The sequence below is a fragment of the Solicola gregarius genome (assembly GCF_025790165.1).
Classification (GTDB): domain Bacteria; phylum Actinomycetota; class Actinomycetes; order Propionibacteriales; family Nocardioidaceae; genus Solicola; species Solicola gregarius.
In genome coordinates this window covers 4,751,644-4,767,736 of record NZ_CP094970.1, presented here as the reverse complement: position 1 = coordinate 4,767,736, position 16,093 = coordinate 4,751,644, and the positions used below count along the sequence as shown (strand labels likewise).

Annotated in this window: 16 protein-coding genes; 8 read left to right on the top strand and 8 right to left on the bottom strand. The window is 69.7% G+C overall.

From position 1 onward, the window contains the following. Positions 1-75 precede the first annotated feature (75 nt). A complete protein-coding gene (locus L0C25_RS23230; RefSeq protein WP_271634205.1) occupies positions 76-459 on the top strand; it encodes an Rv2175c family DNA-binding protein in 384 nt (127 codons plus the stop codon). A 536-nt stretch (positions 460-995) separates the two neighbouring features. Here the strand turns inward: L0C25_RS23230 and L0C25_RS23225 are convergent. Then, positions 996-2,066 carry a polyprenyl synthetase family protein gene (locus L0C25_RS23225; RefSeq protein WP_271634204.1) on the bottom strand — a complete coding sequence of 357 codons (1,071 nt, stop codon included), beginning with the start codon at positions 2,064-2,066 and terminating at the stop codon, positions 996-998. 103 nt (positions 2,067-2,169) lie between these two features. Here L0C25_RS23225 and metF point away from each other — a divergent pair, with 103 nt between their 5' ends. Both metF and L0C25_RS23215 read left to right on the top strand, forming a co-directional pair. Then, on the top strand, positions 2,170-3,135 hold the full coding sequence (metF, locus tag L0C25_RS23220; protein WP_271634202.1) for a methylenetetrahydrofolate reductase [NAD(P)H]: 966 nt from the start codon (positions 2,170-2,172) through the stop codon (positions 3,133-3,135). A 68-nt stretch (positions 3,136-3,203) separates the two neighbouring features. Further along, entirely contained in the window at positions 3,204-3,482 is a 279-nt protein-coding gene (locus L0C25_RS23215; protein ID WP_271634200.1) for a hypothetical protein, read from the top strand. A gap of 13 nt (positions 3,483-3,495) precedes the next feature. Here L0C25_RS23215 and L0C25_RS23210 read toward each other — a convergent pair whose 3' ends face one another. The 3 genes from L0C25_RS23210 to L0C25_RS23200 are packed head-to-tail and all read right to left on the bottom strand — an operon-like array spanning position 3,496 to position 6,009. Then, on the bottom strand, positions 3,496-4,791 hold the full coding sequence (locus tag L0C25_RS23210) for a phytoene desaturase family protein (RefSeq protein ID WP_271634199.1): 1,296 nt from the start codon (positions 4,789-4,791) through the stop codon (positions 3,496-3,498). Positions 4,792-4,800: 9 nt separating this feature from the next. Then, a complete protein-coding gene (locus L0C25_RS23205; RefSeq protein WP_271634197.1) occupies positions 4,801-5,511 on the bottom strand; it encodes a M50 family metallopeptidase in 711 nt (236 codons plus the stop codon). Positions 5,512-5,532: 21 nt separating this feature from the next. Further along, positions 5,533-6,009: a YbaK/EbsC family protein gene (locus L0C25_RS23200; protein ID WP_271634196.1), complete on the bottom strand. Its 477-nt coding sequence runs from the start codon at positions 6,007-6,009 to the stop codon at positions 5,533-5,535. A gap of 73 nt (positions 6,010-6,082) precedes the next feature. Here L0C25_RS23200 and L0C25_RS23195 point away from each other — a divergent pair, with 73 nt between their 5' ends. Then, on the top strand, positions 6,083-6,838 hold the full coding sequence (locus L0C25_RS23195) for a methyltransferase domain-containing protein (RefSeq protein WP_271634195.1): 756 nt from the start codon (positions 6,083-6,085) through the stop codon (positions 6,836-6,838). Positions 6,839-7,125: 287 nt separating this feature from the next. Here the strand turns inward: L0C25_RS23195 and L0C25_RS23190 are convergent, their stop codons facing one another. Continuing rightward, on the bottom strand, positions 7,126-7,989 hold the full coding sequence (locus tag L0C25_RS23190; RefSeq protein ID WP_271634194.1) for a L,D-transpeptidase family protein: 864 nt from the start codon (positions 7,987-7,989) through the stop codon (positions 7,126-7,128). Between the two features lie 211 nt (positions 7,990-8,200). Between L0C25_RS23190 and L0C25_RS23185 the strand changes: the two genes are divergently transcribed. Next, the gene (locus L0C25_RS23185; protein ID WP_271634193.1) at positions 8,201-8,629 is read left to right on the top strand and encodes a DUF3040 domain-containing protein; all 429 of its coding nucleotides are present in this window, start codon (positions 8,201-8,203) and stop codon (positions 8,627-8,629) included. A 165-nt stretch (positions 8,630-8,794) separates the two neighbouring features. Here the strand turns inward: L0C25_RS23185 and L0C25_RS23180 are convergent, their stop codons facing one another. From L0C25_RS23180 to L0C25_RS23170, 3 genes are all read right to left on the bottom strand, one after another. Continuing rightward, positions 8,795-11,167, bottom strand: coding sequence for a transglutaminase family protein (locus L0C25_RS23180; protein WP_271634192.1), 2,373 nt, complete (start codon positions 11,165-11,167; stop codon positions 8,795-8,797). After that, positions 11,164-12,339, bottom strand: coding sequence for a DUF58 domain-containing protein (locus tag L0C25_RS23175; protein ID WP_271634191.1), 1,176 nt, complete (start codon positions 12,337-12,339; stop codon positions 11,164-11,166). Before L0C25_RS23175 ends, L0C25_RS23180 begins: the two co-directional genes overlap by 4 nt. Positions 12,340-12,457: 118 nt before the next feature. Next, entirely contained in the window at positions 12,458-13,486 is a 1,029-nt protein-coding gene (locus tag L0C25_RS23170) for an AAA family ATPase (protein ID WP_408641657.1), read from the bottom strand. A 289-nt stretch (positions 13,487-13,775) separates the two neighbouring features. On the opposite strand from L0C25_RS23170, the gene mraZ reads away from it, so the two are divergent. The 3 genes from mraZ (at position 13,776) to L0C25_RS23155 (ending at position 16,053) form a co-directional block, all read left to right on the top strand. Continuing rightward, a complete protein-coding gene (gene mraZ, locus L0C25_RS23165; RefSeq protein ID WP_271634189.1) occupies positions 13,776-14,210 on the top strand; it encodes a division/cell wall cluster transcriptional repressor MraZ in 435 nt (144 codons plus the stop codon). A gap of 266 nt (positions 14,211-14,476) precedes the next feature. Further along, positions 14,477-15,451 (top strand): 16S rRNA (cytosine(1402)-N(4))-methyltransferase RsmH, encoded by a 975-nt coding sequence (rsmH, locus tag L0C25_RS23160; protein ID WP_271634188.1) that lies wholly within the window; start codon positions 14,477-14,479, stop codon positions 15,449-15,451. Next, the gene (locus tag L0C25_RS23155) at positions 15,448-16,053 is read left to right on the top strand and encodes an FtsB/FtsL family cell division protein (protein ID WP_271634186.1); all 606 of its coding nucleotides are present in this window, start codon (positions 15,448-15,450) and stop codon (positions 16,051-16,053) included. The genes rsmH and L0C25_RS23155 overlap by 4 nt, the downstream gene beginning before the upstream one ends. The last annotated feature ends 40 nt before the right edge of the window (positions 16,054-16,093 follow it).

Sequence of the window (16,093 nt, the reverse complement as noted above, 5' to 3'; positions counted from 1 at the left end):
GGACAGGGTCGTCACCCGGCGCATGTGGTACGCCGCGGGGCGTGTCAGCACCAGCATCGGCGTACGATCGGGTGCGTGTCGAATCCGATCAACGATCCCGAAGCCGATGACCCGCTGGACACACTGATCGACGCCTGGCTCACGCTGAGTGAGGCCGCCGAGGCGCTCGGGGTGAGCCCCAACCGCGTACGCCAGTGGGCCCGCGAACGCGAGCTGAGCGTGGTCCGCACGGCCGCATCGAGAGAGCCGCGCGTGCCCGCCGCGATGATCGCCGATGGCGCGATCACCAAGGGTCTCGGCGGAACCCTCACCCTGCTCTCCGACTCCGGGTACGACGAGCGGGAGGCCCTCGTGTGGCTGTTCACCGCCGACGACAGCCTGCCCGGTCGCCCGATCGACGCCCTGCGTGAGGATCGCGGCAAGGAGGTACGCCGCCGCGCGCAGGCGATGGCGTTCTGAGGCAGCTGGGCTTCCCGCCTTCATCTCGCCGTTCGCGGGGCTTCTGCCTTCACCTCGCCGTTCGCTGGGCTTCCGCCTTCACCGTTCCCGTGCGCTTCCGTGCAGACCGCATGGCGGCGACGAGGATCCGTACCCGGTGGTCTCGGGTTGCCGGTCGGCTTTCCCTGGCTTTCGCTTCCACCTTCATCGATTCCGTGCGCTTCGGTTGCCGGCCCGGCCGGTGGCGAGGAAGGAATCTGCGTTTGGGTCGCTATTCGCACCCAAACGCCGATTCTCTTCGCACGGTTACCTGCGCCCAGAACTTTTCCCGAATGTTTCTCGATTCCCTTGTGGATAAGGCCTCTGGGCATCCTGTTCTGTCGGTGGCGGGCGGCAGAATATGTTCTATGAGGGCGGCCACACTCACCACCGACACCGGGTCCAAGGACGCCCCATGAGTCCGGCGCGCCAGTGGGTCCGCTCGGCGTCGTCCATGCCCGGCAAGATAGATCCTCGCGCGGAGTCATGTCACCGGGCTTGTCCCCGAACCGGCGTCCTCAGCTCTGCCGATGCGTCGCTCGCTTCGCGAGTTGCGCGATCGCCTCGCGTGCATCGGCGTCGACGATCGGGGCCGTGGTGAGCGCCGCGTCGACGCGAGCCTCCAGGGTGGCGATCTGGTCTTCGACCGCGGCCAGCGCACCCGTCGACGCGATGATGTCGCGCAGCAGGTCGACCTCCACCGGATCGAGATCGGGACGCCCGACGCCCTCGGACAATGCGCGCGTCTGCTCGCCGTTCGCGTTCTCGAACGCGCGCGCGAGCAGCACCGTGCGCTTGCCCTCGCGCAGGTCGTCACCTGCCGGCTTTCCGGTGACCTCCGGGTCGCCAAAGACACCGAGTACGTCGTCGCGCAGCTGGAACGCCTCGCCGAGCGGCACGCCGACTCGTGACAGTGACTCGATGAGCTCGTCGTCGGCACCGGCGAGCGCTGCTCCGACGTGCAGCGGGCGTTCGACGGTGTACTTCGCCGCCTTGTAGCGCACGATCCGCATCGCCTGCTCGATCGAGTTCACGCCCGTCGACTGCCCGACGAGATCGAGGAACTGGCCACCGACGACCTCGGACTTGCACAGGTCGAGGACGTACGCGGCGCGTACCAGCCGCTCACGGTCGAGATCCGACGAGCGGAACATCTCGTCGCACCAGCTCAGCATCAGGTCGCCGAGCAGGATGGCCGAGCCCACCCCGAACTGTGCGGCGTCGCCCACCCAGTTCGCGTTTCGGTGTCGGCTCTCGAACGCCCGATGGACGGCCGGCCGGCCCCGGCGTACGTCGGACCCGTCCATCACGTCGTCGTGCACCAAGGCGCTTGCCTGCAGCCATTCCAGCGATGAGGCCGCGCGTACGACGCCGCGTTCGTCGGGATCGCCACCGGCCGCGCGCCAGCCGCAGTAGCAGAAGGCGGGCCGGAGCCGCTTGCCCCCGGTCACGAACGCCTGGGCGGCATCGAGGAAGGGAACGAGCTCGGGCCCGAGGTCCGCAAGCCGGCCACGCTGCCGGTCGACGAACCCATCGAGCTCGGACTGGACGGCGGTGGCGAGGTCAGCGGTGACGTCCTGGGTGGACATGGCCGCCAGCCTAGCGAGCGCCGTCGGCGAGACATCCACGTGTGCATCTTGCAGGGTGAGCGCCCGACCGAGCGCGGAGTACGGCCTGCCTTAGCCTTGGGGCATGACCTTGTCGAATGGTCCCGCTCGTCGAACCGCTCGTACCCCGCTGTCTCCTCGCCGCTCCTCGTCCCACGCCGACGTACCGGACGCCGACGCGATCGGTCGGGCGCTGGCATCCGACGAACCCGCATTCTCGTTCGAGTTCTTCCCGCCGAAGAGCGACGAGGGGGAGCGGCGACTCTGGACCGCGATCCGGGAGCTCGAGCCGCTGCGCCCGACGTTCGTCTCGGTGACCTACGGGGCGGGCGGGTCGACCCGTGACCGAACCGTACGCATCACCGAGCGGATCGCGCTCGAGACGACACTCACCCCGGTCGGCCACCTGACCTGCGTCGGGCAGAGTCGCGAGGAGCTGCGGGGGGTCGTCGGCCAGTACGCAGCAGCGGGCGTACGCAACATCCTGACGCTGCGCGGTGACCCGGCGGGAGGCCCGGGCACTCCCTGGGAGTCACACCCCGGTGGGCTCGACAGCGGCGTCGAACTGGTCGATCTGGTACGTCCGCTCGGCCGGTTCCACATCGGTGTCGCCGCGTACCCACGTGGGCATCGCGATGCCGCGAGTCTCGACGCCGACGCACGGACACTCGTCGCGAAGGCCGAGGCAGGCGCCTCGTTCGCGGTCTCCGACTTCTTCTTCGAGGCCGACGACTACGTACGCCTCGTCGAGCGCGTGCGTGCGCTCGGCTGCACGATCCCGATCGTGCCCGGCATCATGCCGATCACGAACCTGCGCCAGATCACCCGGATGTCGGAGCTGTCGGGGCATCCCGTGCCCGACGCGATCACCACGCGCATCGCACCGTACGAGGACGACGCGGCCGGTGTACGCGCCGAGGGCATCGTCCTCGCGACGGAGCTCTGCGAGCGACTGCTCGACGCCGGGGCGCCGGGCCTGCACTTCTACACGTTGAACCGCTCGACGGCGACGCGCGAGATCTTCGAACGACTCACCCTGAGCCGCGTCTGAATCGACGCGACACGGCGAACTCAATCGATTTGCCGCGAAACGCCGCTGTTGGCTGGCATCCTGGAGTCGTGAGTGGACGGCAGAAGCGACTGAAGGCCGAGTTGGCGCTCGGCAGCGCGTCGTGCCTGGCGTTCGTCATCGGCGTTGCCGCGTGGATCGCGACCGCCGATGTCGCGCTGGAGTCCAAGGGTGGTCTCGTCGCCTTGTGGTGGGGCTGCCTGATCGCCGGTGCGGCCCTCGGTGTCGGGGCCTTCCGCATCGAGGACGACTCCGAGGACGCGCACTACCTGTCGTCCATCGTCGCGGGCATCCGCCGGGAGTGGCGGCACACCTCCGTCCGGCACTAGGCGCCGGCGCACGTCACGCGCGTCCGACCGAGGCTGCGGCCGCGGCCGCGCCGAGACCGACCAGCTCGAGGCTCGGGCCCGGATGCGCGCCCGCGCCGACCAGGAAGAGCCCGCCGAGCGGGGATCGGCCAACGCCCGGTCGATCCAGCGCCGACCGCCAGCCCTGCCACTGCCAGCCGTATGCAGGGCCGGACTCGATCAGCTGATCGGTCGGTGACACGTCGACCCGGTCGACCACGAAGTCGGCGACGTTGACCCCGCGGCGGCGCATGGTGTCGAGGACGTCCTCGCCGCCGGCGCCGCTGTGCTCGACGGTCCACGTGCGGTACCCGAGCGGCGCCGCACCACCGGTGTGGATCGTGACGACGGGGTTGCCGTGCAGCACCGTGTCGGACGGCAGCTCGGGCACGTCGAGGGTCAGGCCGAGGTGGGTGATCGCCTGCGGGATGAGCGGGAGACCGCCGTACGCAGGTATCGACGGCGGCGGCGTCGGCGCCGCCCACACGACGACGTCGGCCGTCACCGGATCCGCTTCCGTCGTCACACCGACGACGGTGCGGCCGTCGACACCGACGTCGAGCGCTCGCACGCCGCAGCGTATGTCCACCCGTCGCTGCTCGAGGCGAGCCGCGAGCGTCGAGAGCAGCGCGGGCATGCCACCGTCGACACGCCACCTGCCGAACCCTCGCTCCACATGGTGTTTGACCATCGCGAACGCCGGGGTGGATCGGGTCGGCTGACCCTGCGCGCGTACGTCGTCGAGCAGGATGGCGCGCAGCCGGTGGTCCTTGAAAGCGCGCTTCGCCTCCGTGCGTACGACACGCCTCGGACGAAGTACGCGAAGCTGCCGGCGGTCGAGGTCCGAGCGCCCGCCGAACGGTCGCTCGAGCGCCTGCTGCCGCAGCACCTCCCACGCGGGCGACAGCGAGTCGACCCACGCGGCCCACGCCTGTCCGCCGCCATCGAGCGCCTCGTCGATCGCGGTCGTCTGCTCACCGCGGGTACCCAAGGGGAGGTCGAGCCGGGTGAAGTCGGCGAAGACGTGACGTCGACCGGGGCTCAGGTGTACGAGGTCGAGCTCGCGTTCGAGCGGACGGCCGGACTTGCGGAACAGGTCGCGCAGTACGGCCGGCAGGGTGAAGGTCTCGGAGTGGCGTGCCCACGCGAACTCGCCGTGCTCGCGCCGGCGTAGGCGTCCGCCGATCGTGTCCTCCTGCTCGAGCAAGGTCACGTCGTGGCGGAGCTTCGCGAGCCGAACGGCAGCGGCGACGCCGCCGAACCCGCCTCCGACCACCACGACCCGCGCCACAGCAGGACACTAACTTGTCTGCAGCAACGCGATCGCGCCGCCGACCAGGGCACCGAGCGTGACAAGGATGAACACGCCCACCCACACCACTGCGGGCAGGACCGTGAGCCGCGCGAGCTGGTCGGCGTCGGAGGTCGTCGTACGCCGGCGGCGCCGCTCGAGCTGTAGCTCGATCACCGGGCGCGGCGCGGACACGAGCAGGAACCAGGTGACGAGGTACGCGAATCCCGACTGCACGGACTCCGGCGCCCACCAGGTCACGGCGAACACGACGCCGGCGGACGCCAGCACCGACCAGAGGCCGAACCAGTTACGGATCTGGATCAGCAACAGCGCCAACAGCACCAGCACACCCCACAGCACGGCGAGCGCGTACCCGGCCGAGAGCGTCAGCGCCGCACCGAGCCCGATCAGCGCCGGGCCGATGTAGCCGGCGGCCGCGGTGAGGACCATGCCCGGTCCGGTGCGCTTGCCCGACGAGACCGTGACGCCCGAGGTGTCGGAGTGCAGCCGGATCCCGGACAGCCTGCGACCGCACGCCACCGCCGCGATGCCGTGTGCGGCCTCGTGCGCGATCGTCACGACGTGGCGGGCGATGCGCCACGACGGAAGGTAGAGAACCGCCGCGGCCGCGACGGCCGCAGTGACCAGGATGACGCTGGTGTCGGGCCGTGCCTGATGCGCGAAGACGTTGTGCCACGCGTCTGTGAGCGACTCCACGGGACCGTTCGGACACCGCCGTCAGGCGACGTCGACCGGGGTTCCGCCCGTGAGAGCGAGCAGCTCGGCGTACGTGGTGGGGAAGACGGCATGGGGATGTCCGGCCGCCGCCCACACCGTGTCGTGCCGCTCCAGCCAGTGGTCGACGTACGTCCGGACCGTGCCCGGATGGCCGACCGGGGAGACGCCGCCGATCGCCTGGCCGGTGTGCGTACGAACGAACTCGGGCGTTGCGCGGTCGAGGCGCGGTACGCCGGCGTCCGCTGCGACCTTGGCAGTGTCGACTCGATGGGCACCGGAGGTGAGGATCAGCACGGCCTCACCGTCGGCGTCGAAGACGAGGCTGTTCACGATCGCGCCGACCTCGACCGACAGCGCGGCCGCCGCCTCGGCGGCGGTACGTGCCGAGTCGGGCAGGATCCGCACGACACCCGACGCGCCGCGTTCGTGGAGCGCCGCGGACACCGTGCGAACCGCGGGATGGTCGGTGAGGGTCATGGACCCGACCGTATCGCGCAGCAACACGTGCCGAGCCCGTAGGCTGTGCGCGTTCCCGATGATGGAGAGTGTCGTGTCTGAGAGCCCGCCGTCCGATCTCGGCCACGCGGCCCTTCGTACCGCCGTCGTCTGGGATGCCGTACGCGACGTGGTCGCCGAGCTCGCCGATGCGAAACCGCTGGAGATCGTCGATGTCGGCGGCGGCACCGGAGGGCTCGCGGTGCGCGTCGCAGAGCTGGGACACCGGGTAGTCGTGATCGACCCGAGCCCGAACGCGCTGGCGTCGCTGCATCGGCGCGCGGCCGACACCGGCGTCGAGCAGCTCGTACGTGGCGTGCAGGGTGATGCAGCCGATCTCGGCGGAGTCGTCGCCGACTCGAGCGCCGATCTGGTGCTGTGTCACGGCGTACTCGACGTGGTGGACGAACCTGCGCGGGCATTGGAGCGGATCCACATCGCGTTACGGCCCGGCGGAGTGCTGAGCGTCGTCGTGCCCGGCCGGGCGGCGGGCGTACTCGCGCGGGCATTGGCGGGGCAGTTCGAACGCGCGCGGGCACTGCTCGACGCGCAAGTCGACGACTGGCGCCCGGACGAGCACGGACCGCGCAGGTTCACACCGACCGAGGTGGAGTTGCTGCTGACCGAGGGCGGCTTCGACGTCGAACGCGTCGACGCGACCCGCGTGTTCTCGGATCTGATTCCCAGCGCGCTGGTCGACGGGGAACCCGGCGCCCGGCGCGCGCTGCTCGACCTCGAGCGAGCCGTCGCCACCAGGCCGGAGTTCGAGTCCCTTGCGGGACACCTGCACGCGCTCGCGCGGCGTACCTGACGTGATTCGGACAACGCCGTCCCCACCCGGCACGCACGAGCGAACGGTCAGGCAAGCCTCTGCCGCACCGAACGGTCACCCGTTGCATGAGCGAGCGTCGGCCACCGCGGCGCATAGGTTCTGTGCCCTTACGGCACTATCGGCTGAGCGTGTGCCCAATGACGTTCGCCGTAACAGACCACAAGCTAGGCGCCGCGGTGGTTCCCGTTCGTTCCTGCAGCATTGGTACCCGTCCTACCGGGCAGAGGCTTGTGGTGCCCCGAGCAGGACGGACCGGTGTCGAGCCGTCAGTCCCAGGCGCCCCGGACGTGCACCTTCGGCATCTTGCCCTTCGTCAGCTTCCAGAGCTGGTTGGAGTCCTGGATGTACATGTTGACGCAGCCGTGGCTGTGGTCGGTGAACGGATCGACCATGTACGACGAACCGTGGAACGCCTGCCCACCGGAGAAGAACTGCGAGTTCGGCATCGGCGAGTCGTAGATGCTGCTCACGTGGTCCTTGTCCTTGTAGTAGACACGGAAGTTGCCCTTGCGGGTCGCGTAGCCGCGATCGCCGCCGCGAACCAACCAGGCGTTGTACAGCCGGCCCTGACGCCACAAGGTGACCTCGTGCAGCTTTCGGTTGTAGCACAGGTGCGGACCGCGGTTCTTGTTCGACTTGCACGACTTCGGAATGTGCTTGCGGCCGCGGATCGTCTTCTTGATCAGCTTGCGCCACGTCTTGTGGGTCGCGATGCCGGTTCGCTTGATGTGCACCTTGCGCTGGAAGCGCTTCACGGCCTTGCGGGTGTTCTTGTAGAAGTAGCCCGTCACCGCGCCCTTGTAGACGCCCGCCCAGCGCAACCGGTATTGCAGCTCGCGTACGTGGTTGATGTTGTACGCCGACGTGTCCCGCTGGCCGAAGTGGGTCGTCTGGCGACCGAACCGGCTCCTGAACCACGGCTTCTTGCGTGCGTCGTCCGAAGCCAGCTCGCGGCTCTTCGCGCGCGCCTGCGCACGTGTCTGGTCGGGCGTCGGATCGTTGCCCCACACCTCTTCGGTGGTGATCCCGGACGGATCTTTTCGGTCGTCGGCGATCGATGGCGATGCGACGAGTATCGACCCGAACATCGCCGTCACGGCTAGCGCCGCCCCCAAAGTACGTTTCATCATGAAACCCCTCGTGTCGTAGTCAGAACAGGGTAAGCCACGGTGCAGGTCGTACAGTGGTACGCACCGGGACCGCGTTGTGGCGGTGCCTGTCCCGTAGTAGACGCACAACTACGCGTCACGGTTTACTACCACGGGTTTCGCCGAACGGGCGGGGTGCCTAGACTAGGGGCTATACGGGTACCTGGCCCGCCGTGCACAACGGGAGGAAGACGTGCCTCTATCGGAGGAAGAACAGCGGCTTCTGCAGCAGATGGAGCAGGCGCTGGCTGCGGAGGACCCCAGCCTCGCGTCGACGCTTCGCGGCTCGAAGATGCGCGCTCGCAATCGCCGGCAGGCGATCGCTTCTGTTCTCGGGTTCATCCTTGGTGTCGGCATCCTGATGGTCGGCGTGATCGCGACGATCACCATCGTGGGAGTCGTCGGCTTCCTGGTGATGCTCGCGACCGCGTACTTGTTCATGGTCGCGTGGCGCCGCGGGGTCGGCTCCGCCGCCGATGACGAGTCCGACGAGGAGCCCGACAAACCCGAGTCGGAGCATCACGGGATTCGCGGGCTACGGCATTCGCGATCGGCGGGCTCCGGCTCGTTCATGGAGCGGATGGAAGAACGCTGGCGTCGCCGTCGCGACACCGATATGTGACGGTCGCATCGGCACCCTCGCCGACGCACCGGATCCGTACTGCCTCCCGCGCCTGCGAATCCAGTCCGGGCCACGACCTCGTCGTGGCCCGTCGTCGTGCGTCCCGAGGTCGTACAGCCGCAGCCGGGTTGATCCGGGCGGCATCCCGGCAACGCGGTGGCGGTGCTACTCCTCGAGCGCGAGCAGCTCGGTCTGGCCGCCGCGGCCCCGACCGGCGCCGGTCGTCCGCCAGGGGAGGCGGACCCCGCCGAGCAGCGAGGCCGGCAACCACAGTGCCTTGCGTCGCGTACGCCGCGAGACCCGGGACGCGAGTGCGTCGCCGATCGCGGTGACGTCGTCGCGAAGGTCCGTCGGCTCGGCGCTCGGAGCGTACCGCGCCCGTTCGACCGCAAGCACCAGGTGATTCAGTCCGTCGACAGCGTGCTGACGAGACTCGATCATGGGCCGCAACCGTCGTCCGGTTGCCCGCGGCGTTGCGCCTTCGGGCCAGGGCAGTCGCAGGTCACGCACCGTGTCGCGCAGCTCGTCCCACGCGGCCTCGGCCGCGCGCGTCGGATCGGACACCGCCTCCCAGCGACGACGCCGGACGATCGACCGCAACGTACGCGGCACGAATCCCAGCAGCACAAGGAGCGCGAGGATCAGCGCCCCGACCGCGACCGGCATCCACGGGAAGCCGCCGTCGTCGTTACCGCCGCCTCCACCGGTGGCGTCCACCTTGTCGAGGTTCGCCGACGGGCTCGAGTCGTCCGTCGGCGTCTTCGCGTTGCCGCTCTGGCCCAGGGTCTGGTCCGTGTTCGCGTTGTCGCTGCTGCCCTCGAAGAAGGCCGGGGGTGCCCCGGTGCGCTGACCGGGGGTCGGCTCGAAGCGGGTCCAGCCGACTCCTTCGAGGTAGAGCTCGGGCCACGCATGCATGTCGGTGCCCCGGAATACGTACGTGTCGCCGTTCTGCTCGCCGTCGAGGAACCCGACGGCGACCCGGGCCGGGATGCCCAGACTCCGCGCCATCATCGCCATCGCGCTGGCGAACTGCTCGCAATAGCCGACCCGATCGTCCTTCAGGAAGCTCTCGATGGTCTCCATGCCGCTGCCCGACGCCTGCGCGGTCGAGTACGTGAACCCGCCCGTGGATCGGAACCAGTCCTGGATCGCCACGGCCTTGTCGAAGTCGGACTCCTCACCCTCGGTGACCTCGTCGGCCCGCTGGCCCACGATCGCCGGGGTCGACTCGGGCAGCTCCAGCATCGGCCGGAACGACTGAGAGTCCCTCGTGTCGCCCGCCGCCTCCAGCTGCGCCTGCGTCGGATGGGTGTAGCGGACGCCGAGCCGGTACTCGATACCCGCGGCAGAGGTGTCCTCGTCGCCCGCGACCACGTCGAGGTTGACCCCGTCGATGAGCCAGCTGCCGTCGTCGTCCATATCGCTGAACGACGCCGGTGAGTAGATCGTCGGTAGCCACGTCGTGTCGAAGTCGTCGCTGACCTTCACGTCGAACGCCGCTGTCGACGTGGTCACCTCGGGATCGCGCCCCGGGTCGAACGGGGGCGTGCCCGAGGTGGCGTTCTGGGTCTTCGGCCCGCGCTGCGAGGGCTCCCAGCCGGCGTCGCTGAGCGAGTCGAGGGCCGCCAGGCGTACGTACGAAGGCTCGCTGATCCCGGTCATGCGCACGAGCTCGCGAGGGCTCTGGCCGGTGAGGTTCCGGCGCATATCGGCCATCGGGTCGCCGAGCTGCACGTCGCCGTTGCCGCCGGGGCCCTGGCCCCCGCCGTCGATGCCGCCGCTGCCGAAGAAGTTGGTGCTGAACGTCGGCACGACCAGCGGCACGACGACGGCGAGCGCGACGGCGCCGAACCCGACCCGCCGGCCGGCCGACGCGAGGCCGGACGAGTAGATGCCCCCGCTCTGAGCGAGGGCGGTGGAGTCGGCGTACGAGATGTTGCGACCCCACCGCGTGATGGTCGATCGTTCCTCGGCGGCGATCAGGAACACGTACGCCAGGGCGCCCGGGACGAAGAACCAGAGCGAGACGTGCCCGCTGAGCAGCGCGACCGGTGCCATGTAGACCGCGAGGAATACGAGCCCGACGGCGGGGGAGTGCTGCAAGGAGCCCGCGAGGAGGTCGATCGCGATCGCGATCAGCCCGACGGTGATGGCCAGCAGTGCGTGCAAGGATGCGTCCTGCGGCACCGGAGCGGCGTACTGCTGGGCGTGGTCGAGCGCGTCGGTCAGGATCGCGTCGAACTCGCGGAACGTATCGCCGGTCGGGACGAGCCCGAACGCCGTGGTGTCGGACGCGTACGTGAGCATCGCCCACCAGAACAGCGCGACCAGCTCGGCGAGCAGGATCAGCGGCCACGGGGTGCGGACGGTGCGCAGGCCGAGGCCGACCAGGACGACGAGCCCGGCCGAGACGAACCCGACGATGACGTACGCACGCGACTCCGTGAGCGGCGCGAGCGCGAAGGAGCCGCCAAGGGCGGCGAGCCAGATCCACAGCGCCATCCGGGCCTGGTCTCGGGCGTCGCGGTGGACCTTCATCGCGCCGCCAACGTCGTCGCGGTGGGAGCACCGACCTTGCCGAGCTCGTCCCAGGCCGATGCCGGAGTCTCCTGCGGGCCGACCGTGATCGCCGACCATCCGCTCGCGCGCATCAGCCGCTGCTGGCGGTCGAGGTCGGGGTTGGCCTCGGGCCGGTGCGTCGTCCACGCCCCGACGTCGAGCAACATCACCATCGCCCTGCTGCCCGTCGGCGTGAGCCGGGCGAGGTTGCCGAGGTCGTGTGCGGACGACGCGCCGAGCAGGGCGATCACCAGCCCGGGCTGGGACGAGACGTTCGAGGAGGCGTGGTCGAGATCGGAGTACGGCGAGGGTCCGACGACCGCGAGCTGGTCGAGTATCGGCCCGGTCTGCTCGTACGGGTCGGCGGCGTTGTCTGCCCAGGCGCTCACGTCGACCTCGGGATGGTCGGTGACCAGGCGGACCGCGAATCCGGACCGCGCGAGGTACACGCTGATGGACGCGGCAGCGGTGACGCACCACTCGAGCGACGACTCCGAGCCCGATCCGGCATGAGCCGAGCGCCGTGTGTCGAGTACGACCGTGGCGCGACTCTGCCAGGGCTGCTCCTCCCGGCGCACCATCAGCTCGCCGGCATGGGCGCTGCTCCGCCAGTGGACCCGGCGCAGGTCGTCGCCGCGACGGTACTCACGGACCGTGACGTCCTCGGCGCTGCCGACCGAGAAGGCGCGCGGTCGGCGCTCGCCCGTGCCCGACCACTCGCCGGTGAGGTCTTGTGCGCGCAGCGCGAGGATCGGTGGCGTGACCATCAGCTCCGAGGTGACCGTGAACGAGCGGCGGAGAGCGATGAAGCCGAACGGGTCCGAGACGCGTACCGACAGGGGCCCGACGGAGTACTGCCCGCGAACGCTCGACCGCACGGTGTACGTGAGGTCCTGGTGCCATCGGGCACTCATGTGGTCGACGGTGAACCGTGCCGGGCGGCCGAGGGCGTACGGCACGTGGTCCTCGAACAGCAGCAAGCCCATCGGCATCCGGCCCTCGTTGACCAGCGACAGCGAGATGAGCGCGTCCTGACCGACGGAGATGCGCGTGGGAGAGAGGCTGCGGTGCGCCATCAGCCGGTAACGCGCGCGGCTCACCAGGAACGCCGTGAGCAGCGGGAGTGCCATCGCGAGGATCCCGACTCGCATCAGCGCCGTCGAACCCGAGCAGGATCGAGCACACCGTCGTCGTGATGCCGGCGGCGAGGAAGGCCCGCCCGCGGACGGTCATGGCGGCCATCGACTCGCGCATCTAGGTCATGTCTCCTCAGCGCCCCGGTGCGATGTTCTGTGGGCCGGGCTCCCTACCCGACTCGGGCACGGGGACGTGCTCGAGCACCGAACGGAGCACGTCTTCGTTGCGGCGTCCGCCCATCGCGGCGTCGGGTGTCATCAGGACCCGGTGACCGAGCACCGGGAGGACGAGCCGCTGTACGTCATCGGGGATCACGTACTCACGGCGATCGAGCGCGGCGTGTGCCTTCGCGGCACGGACGAGATGCAGCGCGGCGCGCGGCGACGCGCCGAGCCGGAGCTCGCCGGACTGCCGGGTGGCGGTGACGAGCGAGATGACGTACCGCTGCACACCCTGCGACACGAAGACCTCCGAGACGAGCGAGGCCATCTTCGCGACCTCGGAGGCGTCGGTGACGGGCTCGAGGTCGGCCAACGGGTCGCGGCCGGCGTGTGAGTCGAGCATCGCGAGCTCGGCGCGCTCGATGGGGTAGCCCATCGACAGGCGCGCCATGAAGCGGTCGCGCTGCGCCTCCGGAAGGGGGTACGTGCCCTCCATCTCGATGGGGTTCTGCGTCGCGATGACCATGAACGGGTCGTCGAGGTAGTAGGTCGAGTTGTCGACGGTGACCTGTCGCTCTTCCATGCACTCCAGCAGCGCCGACTGCGTCTTCGGCGACGCACGGTTGATCTCGTCGCCGACGACGATGTTGGCGAAGACGCCGCCGGGCCGGAACTCGAACTGCCGGGTGCTCTGGTTGAAGATCGACACGCCCGTCACGTCGCTCGGCAGCAGGTCGGGCGTGAACTGGATGCGCCGCACCGTGCCGTCGATCGAGCGGGCCAACGCCTTGCTCAGCATCGTCTTGCCGACGCCCGGGACGTCCTCGATCAGGAGGTGCCCTCCCGCCAGCAGGACGGTGAGTGCGGAGCGTACGACCTCCGACTTTCCCTCGATGACGTGCTCGATCGACTTCTGCAGCCGTGCGGCGACGTCTTCGAGCGCTCCCAACGCGCCGTCGCGTGGGGCGGGCTCGGGCGGAGTGACACCTGTCACCGTCACTGGTCCCCTCCAAGGTCCTCGGATGTGCCTTGATCCTCTCAGGGTCTTGCAAACGCCTCAACGACTCCCCGGCGGGATGACTCAGATCGTTACCGAGCGGGGTCGGGCGGCCGCGCGGCGCTGACGCGCCCGAGCGCGTCATTTCGCTCCACCTCACTCCACCCCTGTCCAGGCCCGAGAAACCGGGGGACTTCGGCACGCCCATCGCGCGACGTTGGTTGATCGTGGTGGAACGTGGGGTACAGTGGCGCGAAGTGGAGCAAACGGGGATCGTGGGGTTGGAGGAGCGGTGGCTTTCTTCGGCACCTACACCCCGCGCCTCGACGACAAGGGTCGGCTCTTCCTGCCGGCGAAGTTCCGAGATCAGCTGAAGGAGGGTCTGGTGCTCACCAAGGGGCAGGAACACTGCGTGTACGTCTGGAGCCTCGACGATTTCGCCGCCCTCACCCGGCAGGCACAGAAGGCGTCGTTCACCAAGCGCGCCAACCGTGACTTCCAGCGGATGCTGTTCAGCGGTGCCGCCGAGGAGACGCCCGACAAGCAGGGCCGCATCACTCTTCCGCCGGTCCTGCGCACGTGGGCCTCGCTCGAGCGCGACTGCGTCGCGATCGGCGCGATGGACCGCGTCGAGATCTGGGACGCCGGTGCATGGGAGCGCTACGCCGACGCGACCGAGGAGTCGTACGCACAGATGTCCGAAGAGGTGATGCCGGGAATCGAGTAACCGGCTCGAAGAGTCGACGTCGTCCGGCGTCGTCCGACGAGGTCTCCAGTCCGCTTGTTTCCGCGCTCTGACGCACCTTCCCCGGTGTCAGATCGCGAACTTCCCGGACAAGCGGACGGGGACCTGGTCGGACGAAGCCACACACGTACAGAACTCACGAGGGGTCCGAACATGGTGGTCGCAACCGTGCAGCGCATACCGCGCGAGCGTTCTCGGAACGGAGCACGACCCTCCACAGGCACGGCCGTCGTACGCGAAGCCGCGAGATGACGACGAGACCAGGCCCTGCGCACATTCCGGTCATGCTCGACCGGGTGCTCGACCTGTTCGAGCCCGCACTCGCCGGACGTACGGCTCCCGTCGTCGTCGACGCCACCCTCGGCCTCGGCGGACATGCCGAGGCGTTGCTCACCCGATTCCCCGCCGTCCGCCTGCTCGGCATCGACCGCGATCCCGCCGCGCTCTCCGCCGCGCACGAGCGGTTGGCGCCGTTCGCGGACCGGCTCGACACCGCCGAGACGACGTACGACCGGATCGGCGAGGTCCTCGAGTCGTACGAGATCGGTGCCGCCGACGGCGTCCTGCTCGACCTCGGCGTCTCCTCGATGCAGCTCGACCGCACCGAGCGCGGCTTCTCGTACGCACACGACGCGCCCCTCGACATGCGGATGGGCGACTCCGGGCCGACCGCGGCCGACGTTCTCAACACCTACTCCGCCGTCGACCTCGCGCGGGTGCTGCGCGAGTACGGCGAGGAGCGGTTCGCGCGACGTATCGCCGAGGCCGTCGTACGCGAGCGTGCGGAGGCGCCGTTCACGACCAGCGAGCAGCTCGTCGCACTGATCCGTGAGCAGATTCCCGCGCCCGCGCGGCGCACGGGCGGCAACCCCGCGAAACGTACGTTCCAGGCGCTACGGATCGAGGTCAACGACGAACTGGCGGTGCTCCGCCGGGCGATGCCGGCCGCGCTCGACGCGCTCGCGCCGGGCGGTCGCGTTGTCGCGATGGCGTACCACTCGCTGGAGGACCGGATCGTGAAGCGGGCGTTCGCGGCGGTGACGGCGAGCCAGGCGCCACCGGATCTGCCGGTCGTTCCGCCGGAGCTACAGCCGTCGTACCGGCTCGTCACGCGCGGGGCAGAACAGGCGAGCGGTGCGGAGATCGAGACGAACGCGCGTGCCCGTTCGGTGCGGGTACGCGCCGTCGAGCGGCTCGCCGACCCCGAGCGGGGCGCACGATGACCCCGCTGCACGGACCCGCGAGGGCACGCCCGGCCCGGCAGTCGCCGCCGCCGCGGCGGCCGCTGCGGGTCGTACGGACGTCCGGGCGCCGGCGCCCGCGGGCGCCGTTCGTGGTGCTCGTCGTCGGCCTGTTGGCGCTCGGGCTCGTTGGCCTGCTGCTGATCAACACCAGCATGCAGCGGCGGGCGTTCGAGCTGACCGCGATGCAGGAGAAGGCCGAGTCGCTGCAGACCCGCGAGCAGGCTCTGACGCTCGAGGTGCAGAGCCTCTCGAGCCCCGACCGCATTGCGGCCGAAGCCGGCCGAATGGGGATGGTCCCGAACGCGTCACCGGCGTTCCTGAGGCTGCCCGACGGCAAGATCACCGGACACCCGAGCCCCGCTCTCCCCGGCACCAACCTCCCCGGACTCGCCGGGACGCCGCAGCAGGACGACGAAGCTGCGCAGGGTGATGACCGCGACCAGGGCGATGACCGGAACCAGAACGACGGTCGGAACCAGGGCGATGACCGGAACCAGGGCGATGACCGCGACCACGGCGACGACCGGAACCAGAACGACGACCGGAACCAGAGCGACGACCGCGGAGGAGGGCGCCGATGAGGCCGCGTACGAGGAACTTCGAGGCCGTCTCGGGCGACGC